Raw genomic sequence first — 15,532 nt, 5'->3', positions numbered from 1 at the left:
ATCAGGGCGTTGGCCACTGCACCAACTCAAACTCCGGCTGTTGTTTTCCGGAGTTGTCTGAGATAACCAGTTCAATAACGGCGGGCTCATCACTTTTATTCAATTCCAACTTGGCTGCCCGCTTGTATTCGCGCCCTTCGGGCCCAAGGCCAGTTATAAAAGCAGAAATAGTGTAATCACCGGATTTTAGGTTGCCTTTGTAAAGCGGTTGAATACCACCGCGAATCAACGCTTCCCGCTGATGTTCCGTATACAGATGACTTGCACTTAACTTGTTATCGATGTGTAGCTTTACTGCATCCAAAGTAAAATAGTGGCCTACATCCATAGACACATAAAAGGCGATTTGGCTCTGTGCGGGATAGAGCAAATCTTCTTCAAGAATCAATAAATCCCTGTTTAATTTAAGTACATCGCGCTTTAATTCTTCCAATTTCTCCGCAGAGAAATCGCTTTCCTGAGCCTGCACAAACGCAGAGCCTAAAAGGCCGATAAATAAAATAAAGCACTGAAAGGGGCGTCTCATGGCAGACCTTTTGATAGGAATTGGCATTATTCTTTGGTCGGCGCAAATTATGTCAGGGGATCAACGATCTGATGTGATCTTGTTGGCAAATTTTCTATGAAGATAAAACGGATTACTCAAAGATTCTCCAAACCGCGACTGAAAAACAACTTCCGGTTACTATCTATAACTACTGCTTCAAATTGGGGCAATCGATTAATAAGTGCCAAGCCTTTCTCTTTTCCCAGAACAAACACACTGGTAGAAAGGGGGTCGGTATCAAAGCCGCGGGGGCCAATAATGCTGACACTAATCAACTTATCAGTGTCTTTTGCAGAAGTTTCCGAGGGTTTTCCTGTGGATGGATTAAAAATATGGTGCACTCTATCCTGCTGCTCATCAATAAAATAACGCTCGTAATCACCTGAGGTAGAGATAGCAATATCACGCAGGGGGATAACCGCAGCATTTTTACTTTTTTCACGGGGGTGGCGAATACCCACTAACCAGGGTTGCCCCTGTTTATCTCCCAGCATGCGTGAATCGCCACCGGCACTGACACTGGCGCAGCAAATGTCTGCCTGCTTGAGGATCTCAATTGCCCGATCAACTGCATAGCCTTTGGCAATTCCCCCTAAATCTATTTTTGTGTTTTCGTGGCCAAAACGGAGTGTATTGGCCTTTTTATTCAGTTTTAAGTGGCGGTAATTCAACGCTTCTAACAACGAGTCCGTCAGCTGGGCGTCTGCCTGTTTCTGCTGGCGAAAATCATAGTGCTTGCCCAGGGTGGCATAGCTGATATCGAACGCACCATCAGTGAGCTGACTAAACCAAAGGGATTTATCAATCAGGTTGGTGAGTTCTTTGGATATATTGACGTTCCCCCGGCCAGCTGTGCGGTTGACGAGAGATAGTTCACTGTTTTCCTTATAGGGTGAGAGCTGATCGTCAAGGCGATGGAACTCTGTCATGACCTCTTCAATAAGGTGCTCGGCTTCATTGCCGTCCTCGTGCCAAAGTTGCAGGCGAACCTGAGTCCCCATAATTGCACGTTCAGCGTAGTGCCACTCGGCCACAGAAGGAATCGCGCAAAGTGTGGCACCGCACAGTAATAGTGATTTAAAAAAGCGGAACATCACTTATCCAACTTAAATAATGGGGGCGAAGGCAGTCATGCTGTCTTGTAAGTTACTATCGCCGAGGCCATGGTTGGGAAATAAGGTGGAGAAATTACCTTGCTCTCCGTGCAGGGCCATATAATTGAGCACTACAGTTTCCACCAATAAATTGACGTTGTTAGCGGCGGGGGTGGATGTTGTTTCTACGTCACCGGAGCTGCGCATATAGCCGAGTTGCTGGTGGATCGCCTGTTCGTCCGCCGTGCCACCGAGTAATTGTGGTCGGCCCGCCGGGTTGTATACCAGGAAAAATGAGGCGGCTGTCTGTTGATCATCGCCAGTCCAGACGCCTTTGCCACGGCCCTCTACCGAGTCGTCCAGCATTCCGTTGGAGAAAACGGAACCATCACTAAAAACGTAAATCATCAGGGGCTGGTTGCGGCGGGCGGCATACTCCAGGCAAGCGCCAATACAGCGCCCAGCGCGCAAATCGCGAATCTCTCCTGTGGCGCGGTCTCCGGTATGGTAGTCATAGCCACCCATGGTAATAGTGCCTGCACCGGCATATCCATTGACGACCAGCTTCATCACTGAGGCGGTCTTTTGGAACTCTCTGTCTCCACTTAATTCTGAGCTGGTAAATACACCGGATGGCCCGACGATATCAGGATCGGATTCGGGATTTAAATCGGCCGGGTTGCCAAAGCGATCAGCCAGGTCAGCACTTTTCATATAGCCGCAACGCACCAGGTCTTTAATAACTGCATCGGTGCTGACTTTAGTATTCACGTTGCTGAGTTTCGCTTCGGAGATACGGTACATGGACTCCATCACTGCGACAGTATCCTCCTGGCTGAGCAGCCCCACCAGGTCTCCTACATCTACAAGGCCGGTAACGTCGGAAGAGCGATCCACTTTGGTGGGGCGAACTTCGGGGTTGATCATGGCGGAAGGAGCCATGGAGTTGCCACCGGAATCACTGGAGCTGGAACCGATCAGGGCCAGCAGGGAACCGTTGGCTCCCGCCTGGTTAATACCGTACATGGGATTGTGTGGGTTGTTGCCGGTGTCATTTTCTGAGCGAGCGGGAATAACTGCACCGTTGGTCGCCGATGCTGTGCCAGCAGCGATTTTTTCCAGAATGCCTCGCAACATACCGCTGTCACTATGGAAGGCGAGACCCAGGTCAGTATTGATAAATTCATCGCCCAGGGAGGGAACCATATCCCCGGGGAGGCCTTGCTTGTTGTAGCCGGCTGTGCCGAGAAAATCCATTTGTCCGCCCTCTTTACCTACCAGCACATTGGAGCCTGCGATATTTGCACCGCCGGCGAGATCGAAACAAATAAAAGGAATTTTACCGGCACCGAATGCACTGACGTCACAGGGCCCGCCATTGGTTTTTCGCAGTGCTTCCAGGTCTGAGGAAAGGGCTGCATGGGCACTACGGGGATTGGCAAACAAGCTGAAGACAGAGCCGCCCAGCACTGTTCCCATACCCGCTCGGAAGCCTTGAGCGAGAAAGTCGCGGCGTGTTACCGGGCGGTGGTGGTCCGGGTGCCGTAGGGGCTGGTCCAGATCAAAGTGTTTTTTCTTGCTCATAATATTCCCGGATATAGTTTTCGGTGTGCCGGCTCTTTATTGTGGAGGGGCTCTACCGGCGAAAGTTTTGCCGACAAAGCCGCTAGTCTTTTTTATGCGATCAGTGAATCAGGATCATGGCACTGCCCATGGCGGCAGCACATACGGCTTTCACCGTAGTTTCTGTGCGACCTGAATCGCAGCTGCTGCCACAGGCGGTCATGGTGTCGATAAGCGTGTCCAGTTCTGTCTCTACAGAGGCCAGGTCCGGGGCGCTGGCAAGCTGCGAGACGCTGCCGTCATGCCAGTTCATCTCGTGGCCAAGCAAACCTTCCATGAGCGGATCAATTATCTGCGCGCGTTTGCTGGCGCTGTCGAAGGCGGTGTCTGCGGAAGCGCTGAAGTCAAGTCCACTGAAGTAGCTGCTGCGCTCACTGGAGTCCACCAGGGTGCTGCAATACTTCACTGCCAGCTGGGTAATACCCATTTGCTGTGCAGCGAGGAATCCTTCAATGTCACTTTCAACCGGAAGCTGGCGTTTCACAGTTTCCCAGGTTTCATAAATATCCGGGTGGGACATGGAGACTCCGGTCGCCTGGGACAGGCTTGCATGGATTTGTTCAAATCGGCGCAGACCTATGCGCGATTGCGCTTCCAGATCAGCGGCATCCGCAGGTTCAGCTGGAGTGGCCTCAACCCGGTTATAGGTTTCGCTGCCGATTTTTTCGAAGGTCAGGAAAAATTCATCATCGAGGGGGCCCTTATCCAGAGTGATAATGGTCCCGAGCCTGGAAAGCTGCTGGCCCTCACCTGCTACGTAGCTATTGTCGACTGCAGTGGATAACTTGGACCAGGCCTGGCCCACCTCCGCTTCGCGGCCATTAATACCGATACGCATTCCCTCAATGGCGATTCCAGATGGATCGACACTGTCGTCGAGGCTGACAAAGGTGGGTTCACTAAACAGATAGGCATAATTATCAAATTGCTGCACAGTAAACATGACATAGCTTTCGGCAATGCCTGTGTGCTCTTCAACTTTGAATAACAGCAGATATTTTTCACCGACGCCGACTTCGTAGTTGGTAGCAATATCCTCTTCCGATAGGGCGCGGGAGTGAATTGCCAAAAGGCGAATGGAGCCTTCCCAACTGTTGCCGTTACTGACTTCGCTGCCTACTGCGAGAGCAAAGGTATCGTCCCAGGTAGAGAGTAAACCGGATTCACTTGGGTCTGGCTCCCCGGTATTTGCACCGTTAACGTAAAGCTTGCGTCCGTTAATTGGATCGTAAGTGGCCACCACATGCTGGAGACTGGCTTGTACAACCTGGTCGGCATCATCGGTTGCCAGGGCAGGCATACCGTCCGCATCGGTGTTGTCATTGCGGTTTTGCACGGTGTAACTGTATTGATCCTGGCCGAGAGTGAAGTTGCGAATATCATCGCCACCGGAATAGGTGACGATACGCGCGGGCCCATCCTGTGAGACGTTGGCGGGTGCCGCCCAGATTTCAATTGAGTATTCACCGGTGGCTGTGAGGGTATCGTAAAGTTTGCTGCTGGTTGCAGTAGCCCCCTGTGCTTTACCCCCCTTCAATTGCAGCCCCCAGGAGTCGATCCACTCCACATCGCCAGATAGGGCGAGATCAATTGCAGGGTTAACTCCGGAGGTATCGTAGGCAGTGGTGCCGCTGCCAGTTTTAAATTCATAGAGAGCAATTGCATTGCTCTCTATACGGCCGCCACTACTCGCAACAATGCCATCTGTGAGGCGCAGTGCCTTACTGATAACCCAGTCGGGGTCTACCTCGGTGACACTGATAGTGTCGGAAAAGGCTTGGATCGCATCAGTCATTTCCGCTTCGTTATCTGAGCAGTCATCCCAGCAGTTGTGAAATTCACTGCCCAGGCGCACAGAGAAACGGGAGTCGGCCGGAGAATCCAGGTTAATTTTACTGACCGCAGATGCGTAGGCGAGATCGACATCAGAGCTGGCAAAGTAGGGGGTTTGTGCCGTTGTCGCATCTTCACTGTGACAGTTGGCACAATAGCTGCGCAACAGAGGGTAAACTGTAGTGCTAAAGCTGCCGCTGGATTCGGGGAAACTTTTACTGGCACCCACCTCACGCTCGACAGGTGCGACAAGGGTGATTGTATTGCTTAGGCCGCCGCTAGCCCGAGCCCATTCCTCGATATAGTTGGTAATAATTTCCGCACAGGCATCATCGCTGGAAAGCCAACAATTGTGCCCACCACCAACCTTGGTTACCAAACGGGATTCATCGGGAACTGATAAGTTAATTAACTCACGCCCGGCATCGTAGGCAGCATTGATATCATCGCCGCGGACAAAATGTGGGCTCTGGTTATTTTCAATATGACAGCTGCCGCATCGATTTGTCGCCGCCAGGTTATCCCAGATGTACTGTTTATATTGATTGACATCATCGGTTTCAGGATCCGGTCCGGAATAGGCAGCGGTGCCATCGTTGTCGCTGGTATCCGGTTGGCTTTCGGTGCCCTCTCCACTGCCACCACTACAGGCACTGATTGCCAGGGCAGCACAAAACAGTGAAGCGATACGAAGCGTGCGAACTATCAGTGTATTTTCTATCACTGGGAGACTTTTATAGGTTTTCATTTTTTAATCTCCCGCGCAGTAAACCGCAGTGTCTGCGTATACCTGCTTAAGTTTGTAGCCGGTATTGCTGAAGTCATCGGTAATAGTTTCGATTCGGTTGCGGTCGGTAGAATCTTCCGGCTCGCGCAGACAAACTTGGCGAAACACCTTAGTTACTTGGCATTTGGCGAAAGCTCGGCTGTTAGACAACTCCTCTCCCAGGGATTTGATGCCGTTGCCGTTGCCGGATAAGGTGTCGCTCCAGCCCAGATGCATATTTATGCCCTCGCGCCAGTAGTTAACCCAGCTGTCGTCGGGAATAATAAAACCGTGGGGAAAATTGCCGCTGTTGATCAGATTTTTGGCCTTAACACGGCTGCCGGTTTCTGGATCTATATCACCGGCTGCGTTGTAATCCAGGGCTCCCTCTTCTCCATCGGGATCATTGTCTGCATCGTATACATAGTCGTAATAAGCGAATGCCTGTGCCATGGGGTCCATGCCGCTGTGGCAACCGATACAATTATTTTGGAATACCCGACTGTCGCCCCCAGGGCTGCGGCTTACATCCTGGCGAATACGATCCGGTGAGCGGGAAGTATCCTGCACCTGCTCCATGTCGTTACACAGGTGATTGAGCATGGTAAAGCGAAACATGGCGCGATTGGTTCCCGCACTAAAAAAAGCCTTGGCGGCGGCGCGGCTGGTAAGAATGCCGGCGGTGGCATCTGCGGGGAGACCATTGAGAGAGGATTGGGCTTCCTGCACCAGATTGTCCTGCAGGGAATAACCCCCGGCTTCCAGTGTCTCGTAGTGGTCGTTATTTCCCGTGTTGTAGGAGGGCAGGCCAGAAATATCACCGGTGTAGAGAATATTTGCCGAGAGCAGTTGGCGGAAGTCCATATCGTCCCGAACCATGCCGATTACCGTCGCAGTGTAGTCATTTAATGGTTCAAATACGTCCTGCTCCTCATTGGTCCAGGGAGTGGCCAGATTTTTTAGAGTGACATTATAGAAGGCGTCATTCTCCATTGCCGTATACGCCGCAGCGGTGGGATCACCGTTTTCTATATCCTCTGCCATATCCAGCAATACGCTCTCGCTGGGAATGGTTCCGGTGATACGGCTGTGAATTTGGAGAGCTTGGTCCTGCGATGCTGACAGGGCAGAATTACTCCACAAACCTACTCCGAGCAGTGCGGTTACCGTGGTGAGCCGGAGTACACGCGCTCGAGACGAATTATTTTTCATTGGACTATTTTTGTCGGTGAGATCACTGGGATGTGGCAAAGCAGTCTAAAAGCAGATTTCAACAATGTCAGAATGACTTTTAATATTTGCGTCCCAGTTGGCAAACTTTTTGTGCGCAACTTGCGAGAATTAGCCTCAGCGGTCAAAGCCGTATAAAAAAGTTCTTAGGCTAAGAGCACAAAAAAGGCGTGTGCTGCTCGTGCCAAACCCGGGTGGATAACAAAAATGAAATGTTTGCGTGCGCTACCGCTTTTATTATTGGTGGCGGCCTGTAGTGGCGGTGGCAGTTCCAGTGGTGGTGAAGACCAAGCCGAAGATCCCGTGGTGGAAGACTATCCTGTTGCTTTTGTACTTCGTCAATTAAGTAGTGACGATGATGGCAGCCTCCTTCAGGATAATATTTATGAGCCCGCGGAATTTTTTGCCGGAGCCCAACTGATTTTAAAAGACCGTGCAACCGCCAGTGCTGCAGAAACTGTCATTACTGCAAATATATTTGACGGTGATTACGATGTAAAAGACCTGAATACTTCAGCAGATGGCAGCCAGCTTATATTTGCGATGCGGGCACCTGAAATAGAAGACGCTGATGACGATGAGCAGCCTACCTGGAATATTTGGGTATACAACACCGAAACAGAAGAACTCAATCGGGTAATTGAGTCAGATTTAACTGCTGAAGAAGGCCAGGATATCGCTCCCGCTTTTTTACCCGATGGACGCATAATTTTTTCTTCTACCCGCCAGCGGCGCTCCAGAGCTCTTCTACTGGATGACGGTAAACCGCAATTCTCAGCCCTGACTGAAAATCGAGAGGAGCCGGCATTTGTACTCCATGTAATGGAAGCGGACGGGACCGATATCACTCAGATATCGTTTAATCAGAGCCATGATTTAAATCCAGTTGTACTGAGCGATGGACGGATCCTGTTTAATCGCTGGGACAATGCGGCAGGTATCGATAAATTAAGCTTATATACAGTAAATCCAGATGGTTCGGACCTGGCGGTTTATTACGGTTATCACAGTCAAAATACGGGTACAGAAGAGACTGAGGCCGCCTTCAATCGACCGCACGAAATGCCGGATGGCCGCCTTTTGGTAACGTTGCGCGCTCCCTCTGGGCTCACTTATGGTGGCGATCTCGTGACTATCGACGGCATTGTTTATAGCGAAGCCTACAGTGAGCCGGAGCAAAGTGGTGAAATGGTCGGGCAGGCTTCTATCACTGTCGGAGAAGTCACTACCGACGATACTATTTCTCCCCACGGTACTTTTGCTTCCGCATGGCCATTCTACGATGGGACAAGTCGTTTGCTGGTAACCTGGAGTGAATGCCGGGTTATCAATGAAGAAACCGAGCTGCTGGAGACCTGCCCGGATACTCTTGCCGAAGATGAAGAAGTTCAATTGGCGGACCCACTCTACGGCCTGTGGATTTACGATTATATCGCCGGCACCCAGCTTCCTATTGTGGTTGTGGAAGAGGGAGAAATGATATCCGAAGGGGTTACTCTGGAGCCTCGCACTGAGCCCACCTATATTCCAGACCCCGTCCCGGGAGTCGATGTCGATGCGGATCTGGTGGAGGAATCTGTCGGAATCCTGGATATTCGCAGTGTTTATGATTTTGATGGTGAAGATATTGCCGGAATCGAAACCTTGGCGGATCCCGCCCAAACCACAGCAGATTTTCGGCCTGCACGATTCCTGAAAATTTCCAAGGCCGTGGGCATTCCCGATGATGATGTTCTGGACTTTGATGGGGCAGCATTTGGCCGCAATGGTAATCAGGGCATGCGTGAAATATTGGGTTATACCCCAATTCAGCCCGACGGCTCCGTAAGGGTAAAAGTTCCCGCAGATATGCCCCTGGCAATTTCCGTTGTCGATGCAGATGGAAAACGCATTTTCGATAGTCATAACAACTGGTTACAGCTACAAGCGGGTGAAGTGCGCAGTTGTAACGGTTGTCATACTAGCGATAGCGAAGCTCCTCATGGCCGCACGGATATGCAGTTGGAATCAGCTTGGGTTGGAGCGCCGACCTCGGCAGCACCATTTGCCAATACTGAGCCCGCGCTACTGGCGGAAATGGGCGAGACTATGGCTCAATTATTGGCCCGTTATATTGGTGAGGCTGAACTTGAAGGAGATCTGCACTTTACCGATTTATGGACTGATCCTGCGGTACGGACTAAGGATGATGAGTTATTGCTTTCATACGGTGATTTGAGTACGGATGCACCGGTGGAATCCACTTGTTTAACAGAGTGGGAAAGTAATTGTCGAATCGTCATTCACTATGAACAACATATTCAGCCGCTCTGGGATTTCCCCCGTGAAGTATTGGATAGTACAGGAGCAGTAATAGCTGATTATACCTGTACAGTCTGTCACTCTCCTGTTGATGCTGCTGGAGCAACTCAAATACCCGATGGGCAATTAGATCTCACAACCTCGGCTTCCTCTGTTAATGATGCTTGGTTTGTTTCCTATTCCGAGCTGGTGGCCGATCGCGCTGAATTGGAGTTATCCAGTGGGGTGCTAACACCGCGGCTTGTACAGGAATTTGATGATGATGGAAATCCTGTTTACGAGGTTGATGAGGATGGTGAATTAGTTCTCGACAGTAACGGTGATCCGATTCCGGTAATGGTTACCGTCAATATTTCCTCTCCCTTGACGAGCTCTGCTCTTGAGAGCTCGTTTTTTTCTCTCTTTGAAAGTGGTGGCGCACATCAAGGGTACTTAGAAGATGCCGAGTTGCGCTTGATTGCCGAGTGGTTTGATATTGGCGCTCAATACTATAACGATCCTTTTGCGGCGCCGGCAGATTAAAGCATGTTGAAGTTACACCAAAATTCTATTGGCAGTTTCGCGGTATTTGTATTGCTGCTACTTTTTTCTGGGCAGGCTTCTTCTGGACAAACTTTGATGGAATCTGATTCTTCAGATGATACCCCACAAGAAGAATTGGTTGAGACTGAGACTGAGACTGAGACTGAGACTGAGACTGAGACTGAGAAAAAATATAAAGGCCTTGAGGATGCAGAGCCGGTTACAGTCGGTAATGCATTTATTAATATTTACCGAGGCCCGGGGCGCGGTTACCCGATATTCTATGTCGCTGAGTATGGTGAACAAATTTGGCTGCTTAAACGCCGCACCGACTGGGTAAAAGTGCTTACTTCACGCAATAAAAGTGGCTGGGTAAAAGTTGACGACTTACGTGAAATCTACGGAGAAAATGGAGAAATTGTTCGAGTTCCTCTGCCGGATTTTTCCGATGTTGACGACGGTTACTTTTACCTAGGTATGAATTACGGTGATTTTGCTGGAGCGGACTCTCTGGGAGTTAGCCTGGGCTACCAATTTACTGTCAATCTGGCTACTGAAATACGTGCAACCCAGGCGGTAGGTTCCTATTCAGACAGCCAAGTCTATCAGGTGGCAATGGTCCACCAGCCATTTCCACGTTGGAAAATATCCCCTTATTTTGTTTTGGGAGCCGGGATAAATGTTACCTCTCCAAACGCAACTATCGTTGCCACCGAAGATCGGCAAGATACAACGATGTTGGCGGGCGTAGGGTTGCGTACTTACTTATCGCGCCGTTTTGCCATCAGGGCTGAATACACAAATCACTACTTGCTTACTACGCAGGAAAATAATCAGGAGATAGTCGAGTGGAAACTTGGTTTCGACGTATATCTGTAGGCTCTGCGGCGCTTTCCGCACTGGTGGGGACCCAGGTATGCAGTGCTCAGCAGGATGATGAAGTACTTGCGGATATTGTCGCACCTGAACTGGAGCGGCGAGAGATACGTGACGCCCTGATAGATAGTGAAAATATAGAAATTGGTTTGTTTGCTGGTGTTATCAATGTCGAGGATTTTGGCTCAAACTCCCTGTACGGCACTTCAGCGGCCTACCATATCAGCGAAGATTTCTTTATTGAGGCCACCTATGCCCAGACTGAGTTGGGAGAATCCAGCTTTGAAAGATTGAGCGGTGCCGCACCGCTGTTGACTGATGAGCAGCGTGAACTCAGTTATTACAATACCTCTGTGGGCTGGAATATTTTCCAGGGTGAGTACTTTGTATTTGATGACTGGGCTTTTAATGCCAATTTTTATGTTGCGGGAGGTGTGGGAAATACCTCGTTTGCTGACGAGGAACACTTCACTTACAACTTTGGTGCAGGAGTGAGAATGCTTGCCAACGATTGGCTCGCAGTGCGCCTGGATGTTCGCGACCATGTTTTTGAGCATGAATTATTTGGCGAGGCCCAAGTCACCAATAATCTGTCTGCCCAATTGGGACTTACCATCTTTTTTTAATTGATCATCAAAAAATAACAAGGACTCTTCCATGAAATACCTGGCTGCTTTCCTGACGCTGCTTTTATCGATGTCACAGGCTTCCGCCGCAGAGCCCTCTAAGGATTTTACCTTGAGTTCCAACCAAGGCGGAAATTTGAGGCTTGCAGAGCAGCGCGGCGATGTCATTATGCTGAATTTCTGGGCTTCCTGGTGTGGCCCTTGTCGTCAGGAAATGCCGCTGTTGGATCAGCTACATGCTCGCTATGAAGCTGCTGGCTTCCAGGTTTGGGGAGTCAATGTGGATGCACAGCGTAAGGATGCGGACTCGCTATTAGCGAAAATTCCAGTGGATTTTCCGATTCTTTTTGATAGCAAAGGGGAAGTGAGCAAAATGTATGGTGTTGCCGCTATGCCCAGCACCGTATTTATTGATCGTGATGGCAACGTTCGCTATATCCATAAAGGTTATCGTGATGGGGATGAAGCTGCCTATAAAAAAATGATTAAGGAATTGATTCGGGAGTAGTGTCATGCGTGCACTATTGCTAGTTTGCACTTTCTTGATGAGTACAGGTTGCACTGTTAACCCGTGGATTGCACCCTACGAACGGCAATTTCTTGCGGATCCTATTATGGGCTTTGAGCAGGATCCGGTAGCTGCTCGCTATATGAATCACGTGTATGAAGCTCGCGAAGCTGCGCGTGGAGCTGAAGGAGGCAGTGGAGGTGGATGTGGTTGTAACTAAGCTTCTATCTCGCTGGGGCGGGTTGGCATTTTTGGCACCGCTCGCTGCCGTGGCCGCAGTGCTTCCCGAAGAGCGGGCAGATAATATGTATCACGCCTATAGCGGTGGTGGAGTGACCATTGATGGGCCTTCAGTATTGATTCGCCAGAATGTTGGCAACAATGTTTCCCTGTCTGCCAATTACTATGTGGACATGATTTCCGGGGCCTCTATTGATGTGGAGGCCACGGCCAGTGAGTATTCGGAGCAACGGGATGAGTACTCTTTGGGCGCTGACTACCTGGTGGATAAAACTACGATCAGCGTGGGGTACACCAACAGTTCTGAGAATGACTACGAGGCACAAACCGTTGCTTTCGGCATCAGTCAGGGTTTTTTTGGCGATTTAAGTACTATCGACCTGCGGGTTAGTTACGGAAGTGATGATGTGTTCCGCAATGGCGACGATAATTTTGCCGAGGAAGCGCAACACCGTCGCTACGCATTTAGTTGGAATCAGATTCTCACGCAAAAGCTGATTGCAGAGGTGAGTGTCGAAACTGTATCGGATGAAGGGTATCTCAACAACCCTTATCGCAGTGTTAGGTATCTCGATCAAGCATCTGGAACAGGATTTAGCTATCAGGCCGAGGTTTACCCCAGAACTCGTAACAGTGATGCGGTTGCCCTAAGGGCCAAATATAGATTGCCCTATCGCGCAGCGATTAAAGGGGAGTATCGACACTATGCGGATAGTTGGGGAATCGTTGCAGACAATGTAGAGTTTCGCTATACCCATCCTTGGAAAGAACAAGACGAGTGGGTTTTTGAAGGAAAGATCCGTTACTATCAGCAGAGTAGTGCAGATTTTTACAGCGACCTTTTTCCCTATCTCAACGCTACCAACTTTCGTGCTCGTGATAAGGAATTGAGCAATTTCACAACCTTGGCCCTTGGCCTGGGAGTTTCCTATGAGTTGCCACGGCGCTGGTCTCTATTAAATCGCAGAAATACAATTAATCTTTACTGGGATCATATTCTATTTGACTACGATGACTTTCTTGATGTCACAGTACACGGTTCAGCTACATCTATCAGTCCCGGTGACGAACCCGCTTATAGTTTCTCTGCCAATGTAATTCGATTATTTTGGTCGGTCCGTTTTTAGGAATGGGGGCCTCTGCGTTCTGTTTTTCAGTAAAAGAACAAGATGCAGAGGCTTTATAGTTTGAGTCAAATTTGACTGTTGATTTATTGCATAGAGTAATCCCGAAGAATTTTTCCAATCCTTATACGATAGTTGTCAAATAGTTGTTTTTTGCCTAGGTGTTGTGCATCACAATGAGCCTTGTGATTTTTCCAACTCACTACAGATTCTTCATCCCGCCAAATAGAGAGTGACAAAATTTTTTCTGGCTGATTGAGGCTTTGAAATCTCTCGACTGAGATAAATCCATCGAAGCTGATTAGGTGTTCTTTTAGATCCGCTGCAACGGCCAGATATTTGTCTTTTCCTGAAGATTTTGGTGTAACTTCAAATATGACGGCGATCATCAGTGACTTTCCTGTGGGAATTTCAGGTAGGTTTCTGGCACAGCATTTAAAAAGCTTCGCTTCTCTTCAAGAATAAACTTCTCTCTCGTCGCAAACTGAAAATTTTCACTGCCCTGAGGAGACTGCTTAAGCAGTTTTCGATATTGTTCATAATGAGCCAAGCTATCGAAATTAATAATACCAAAGGCCTGAAAGTTGGTGCCCTCAGAAGGTAGAAAATATCCTAATAGTCGTCCGCCACAATTGGGAATGATCTTGCCCCAGTTCTCAGCATACTGCCGGAAAGCATCAAGCTTAAACGGATCGATCTTGTATTCAATAAAACAGGTTACAGTCATCTAAGTTGCCTCTATTCATAATTTGCTGGCATTCTAGATGGTTTAATTTTCTATACTTCGGTGGTCAGCGAACTGTTGCGGGGGTAACCATGGAACCTGACATTTCGGTAATATCCAGCTTGATTGGGGATCGGGCACGCTCAAAAATATTGATGGCGCTTTTGAGTGGAAAAGCACTGACAGCAACAGAGTTAGCCTGTGAGGCTGATGTGACTGCACAGACTGCAAGTAACCATCTGTCCAAGCTGGTAGATAGCAAGCTGCTGATAGTTCGCAAGCAGGGTAGGCACAAGTACTTTCAGCTGGGGAGTCATCAAGTTGCCGAAGCGCTAGAGGCACTGCTCAATCTGAGTAGCACCCTGGTACCTCAAAAAGTTACCACTGGGCCCGCAGATCCAGATTTAAGGAAGTCCCGCATCTGCTATGACCATTTAGCAGGAATGACTGGTGTTCTATTGTACGAGGCCCTCTTGGCTAGTGAGTTGCTCTCCGAGCAATCACAGCAAGTTTCCTTGACTAAAGAGGGTGAAATATTTTTTCAGGAGCAAGGGGCAGCCGTAGCTAGCTTTAAGCAGCGTAAGCGCCCTGTTTGCAAGTCATGCCTAGACTGGAGCGAGCGAAAAAGCCACCTTGCAGGCAGCTTGGGTCAATGGATACTCGAAGATGCCTTGGCAAAGCAGTGGGCGGTTAGAAGAGCGGACTCCAGGGCGATTACTTTCTCCCAGAAGGGGCTTTTACTGTTCTCGAAGCGTTATCAGATTGATCACTCCAAGTTGCTATAAAATTATTTGTCAGCTCGTTATCAGATTAAAGGAAAGCCCCGTTAACCATATCAACTGTGCTCCATAGCTGAGTCGTTGGTGCAGACCGGGGTTGGTTTTTTCTTCGTAGGCTTTTTTTAAGGTAACAGTAAAATAGATAGAAGCGAGCAAGCAGGCTGTACTAAATAGCCTGAATTCTATTGAGAAGTAACTAATGAAAGTACTTAGCAATGGCGCAATGAGTAAAGACAACAACATAAGCATCCCCGCCCAGGAGTGTATCTGGCATTCAAGACTAGGGGTTTTTGTATAGGGATCTGCATCCATAGGAAAATAACCCGCAACCCAGGTTCCAATACCGTGGATGATAATTAAAACTCCAATGATGGTAAGTACAACTGGGGCCTGTTCAATTTGAATTATATGCAGGCCAAATAAGAAGAATAATATGCCAAGTGGGTAGTTGTTAATGAGGGGGGAGAGCTTCTGGGTTGGGCTTCCAACGGCTCCTAGTTCGCTACAGAATTGTCTTGAATGGCTATAGCCAGAGTATTTTGCTCCTGCCAATGTAACACCTACAACCATCCATACCAGCGAGATAAACCCCAAGTAAGCAAACACTGTATGAGCCCCGACTGGTTATGTTGGGGCAGAAGATAGCACTAGATAAAAAGTCCTTTCAAGTTAATCCTTGTCTTCAAACGTGCCAGGTTTATTGCTATTTCAACTTTATCTAAAAGCGATTCTTGCCATA

15 protein-coding genes are annotated in these 15,532 nt (G+C 49.0%); 7 read left to right on the top strand and 8 right to left on the bottom strand.

Going from position 1 to position 15,532, the window contains the following annotated elements; translation table 11 throughout:
• Position 1 precedes the first annotated feature (1 nt).
• From ACJJIQ_RS18950 to ACJJIQ_RS18930, 5 genes are all read right to left on the bottom strand, one after another.
• Positions 2-526, bottom strand: a complete 525-nt coding sequence (locus ACJJIQ_RS18950) for an AraC family transcriptional regulator (RefSeq protein ID WP_413663680.1) — start codon at positions 524-526, stop codon at positions 2-4.
• A gap of 116 nt (positions 527-642) precedes the next feature.
• Positions 643-1,641 carry an FAD:protein FMN transferase gene (locus tag ACJJIQ_RS18945; RefSeq protein WP_445362730.1) on the bottom strand — a complete coding sequence of 333 codons (999 nt, stop codon included), beginning with the start codon at positions 1,639-1,641 and terminating at the stop codon, positions 643-645.
• A 12-nt stretch (positions 1,642-1,653) separates the two neighbouring features.
• Positions 1,654-3,225 carry a hypothetical protein gene (locus tag ACJJIQ_RS18940; protein WP_413663678.1) on the bottom strand — a complete coding sequence of 524 codons (1,572 nt, stop codon included), beginning with the start codon at positions 3,223-3,225 and terminating at the stop codon, positions 1,654-1,656.
• Between the two features lie 100 nt (positions 3,226-3,325).
• Positions 3,326-5,845: a LamG domain-containing protein gene (locus ACJJIQ_RS18935; protein WP_445362729.1), complete on the bottom strand. Its 2,520-nt coding sequence runs from the start codon at positions 5,843-5,845 to the stop codon at positions 3,326-3,328.
• A 3-nt stretch (positions 5,846-5,848) separates the two neighbouring features.
• Complete coding sequence (locus ACJJIQ_RS18930) at positions 5,849-7,075, bottom strand: hypothetical protein (protein ID WP_445355469.1); 1,227 nt, start codon at positions 7,073-7,075, stop codon at positions 5,849-5,851.
• 225 nt (positions 7,076-7,300) lie between these two features.
• Between ACJJIQ_RS18930 and ACJJIQ_RS18925 the strand changes: the two genes are divergently transcribed.
• The 6 genes from ACJJIQ_RS18925 to ACJJIQ_RS18900 are packed head-to-tail and all read left to right on the top strand — an operon-like array spanning position 7,301 to position 13,293.
• Entirely contained in the window at positions 7,301-9,916 is a 2,616-nt protein-coding gene (locus ACJJIQ_RS18925) for an HzsA-related protein (protein WP_445362728.1), read from the top strand.
• 3 nt (positions 9,917-9,919) lie between these two features.
• Positions 9,920-10,795 carry an outer membrane beta-barrel protein gene (locus ACJJIQ_RS18920; RefSeq protein WP_445362727.1) on the top strand — a complete coding sequence of 292 codons (876 nt, stop codon included), beginning with the start codon at positions 9,920-9,922 and terminating at the stop codon, positions 10,793-10,795.
• Positions 10,765-11,418 carry an outer membrane beta-barrel domain-containing protein gene (locus ACJJIQ_RS18915; RefSeq protein WP_413663673.1) on the top strand — a complete coding sequence of 218 codons (654 nt, stop codon included), beginning with the start codon at positions 10,765-10,767 and terminating at the stop codon, positions 11,416-11,418. The genes ACJJIQ_RS18920 and ACJJIQ_RS18915 overlap by 31 nt, the downstream gene beginning before the upstream one ends.
• A gap of 31 nt (positions 11,419-11,449) precedes the next feature.
• The gene (locus ACJJIQ_RS18910; protein WP_413663672.1) at positions 11,450-11,926 is read left to right on the top strand and encodes a TlpA disulfide reductase family protein; all 477 of its coding nucleotides are present in this window, start codon (positions 11,450-11,452) and stop codon (positions 11,924-11,926) included.
• 4 nt (positions 11,927-11,930) lie between these two features.
• Positions 11,931-12,146, top strand: coding sequence for a DUF4266 domain-containing protein (locus ACJJIQ_RS18905; RefSeq protein WP_413663671.1), 216 nt, complete (start codon positions 11,931-11,933; stop codon positions 12,144-12,146).
• Positions 12,082-13,293, top strand: a complete 1,212-nt coding sequence (locus ACJJIQ_RS18900; protein WP_444940493.1) for a DUF3570 domain-containing protein — start codon at positions 12,082-12,084, stop codon at positions 13,291-13,293. The genes ACJJIQ_RS18905 and ACJJIQ_RS18900 overlap by 65 nt, the downstream gene beginning before the upstream one ends.
• A gap of 83 nt (positions 13,294-13,376) precedes the next feature.
• On the opposite strand, the gene ACJJIQ_RS18895 is transcribed toward ACJJIQ_RS18900, so the two are convergent.
• Both ACJJIQ_RS18895 and ACJJIQ_RS18890 read right to left on the bottom strand, forming a co-directional pair.
• The gene (locus ACJJIQ_RS18895; protein WP_444911726.1) at positions 13,377-13,679 is read right to left on the bottom strand and encodes an antibiotic biosynthesis monooxygenase family protein; all 303 of its coding nucleotides are present in this window, start codon (positions 13,677-13,679) and stop codon (positions 13,377-13,379) included.
• Complete coding sequence (locus tag ACJJIQ_RS18890; protein ID WP_444895805.1) at positions 13,679-14,017, bottom strand: NIPSNAP family protein; 339 nt, start codon at positions 14,015-14,017, stop codon at positions 13,679-13,681. Before ACJJIQ_RS18890 ends, ACJJIQ_RS18895 begins: the two co-directional genes overlap by 1 nt.
• 89 nt (positions 14,018-14,106) lie before the next feature.
• On the opposite strand from ACJJIQ_RS18890, the gene ACJJIQ_RS18885 reads away from it, so the two are divergent.
• A complete protein-coding gene (locus ACJJIQ_RS18885) occupies positions 14,107-14,799 on the top strand; it encodes an ArsR/SmtB family transcription factor (RefSeq protein WP_445362726.1) in 693 nt (230 codons plus the stop codon).
• A gap of 9 nt (positions 14,800-14,808) precedes the next feature.
• Here ACJJIQ_RS18885 and ACJJIQ_RS18880 read toward each other — a convergent pair whose 3' ends face one another.
• Complete coding sequence (locus ACJJIQ_RS18880; RefSeq protein ID WP_445362725.1) at positions 14,809-15,399, bottom strand: DUF998 domain-containing protein; 591 nt, start codon at positions 15,397-15,399, stop codon at positions 14,809-14,811.
• Positions 15,400-15,532: the final 133 nt, after the last annotated feature.

The organism is Microbulbifer maximicatervae (SeqCode) (genome assembly GCF_052468295.1).
This window is presented reverse-complemented; position numbering and strand designations above follow the sequence as displayed.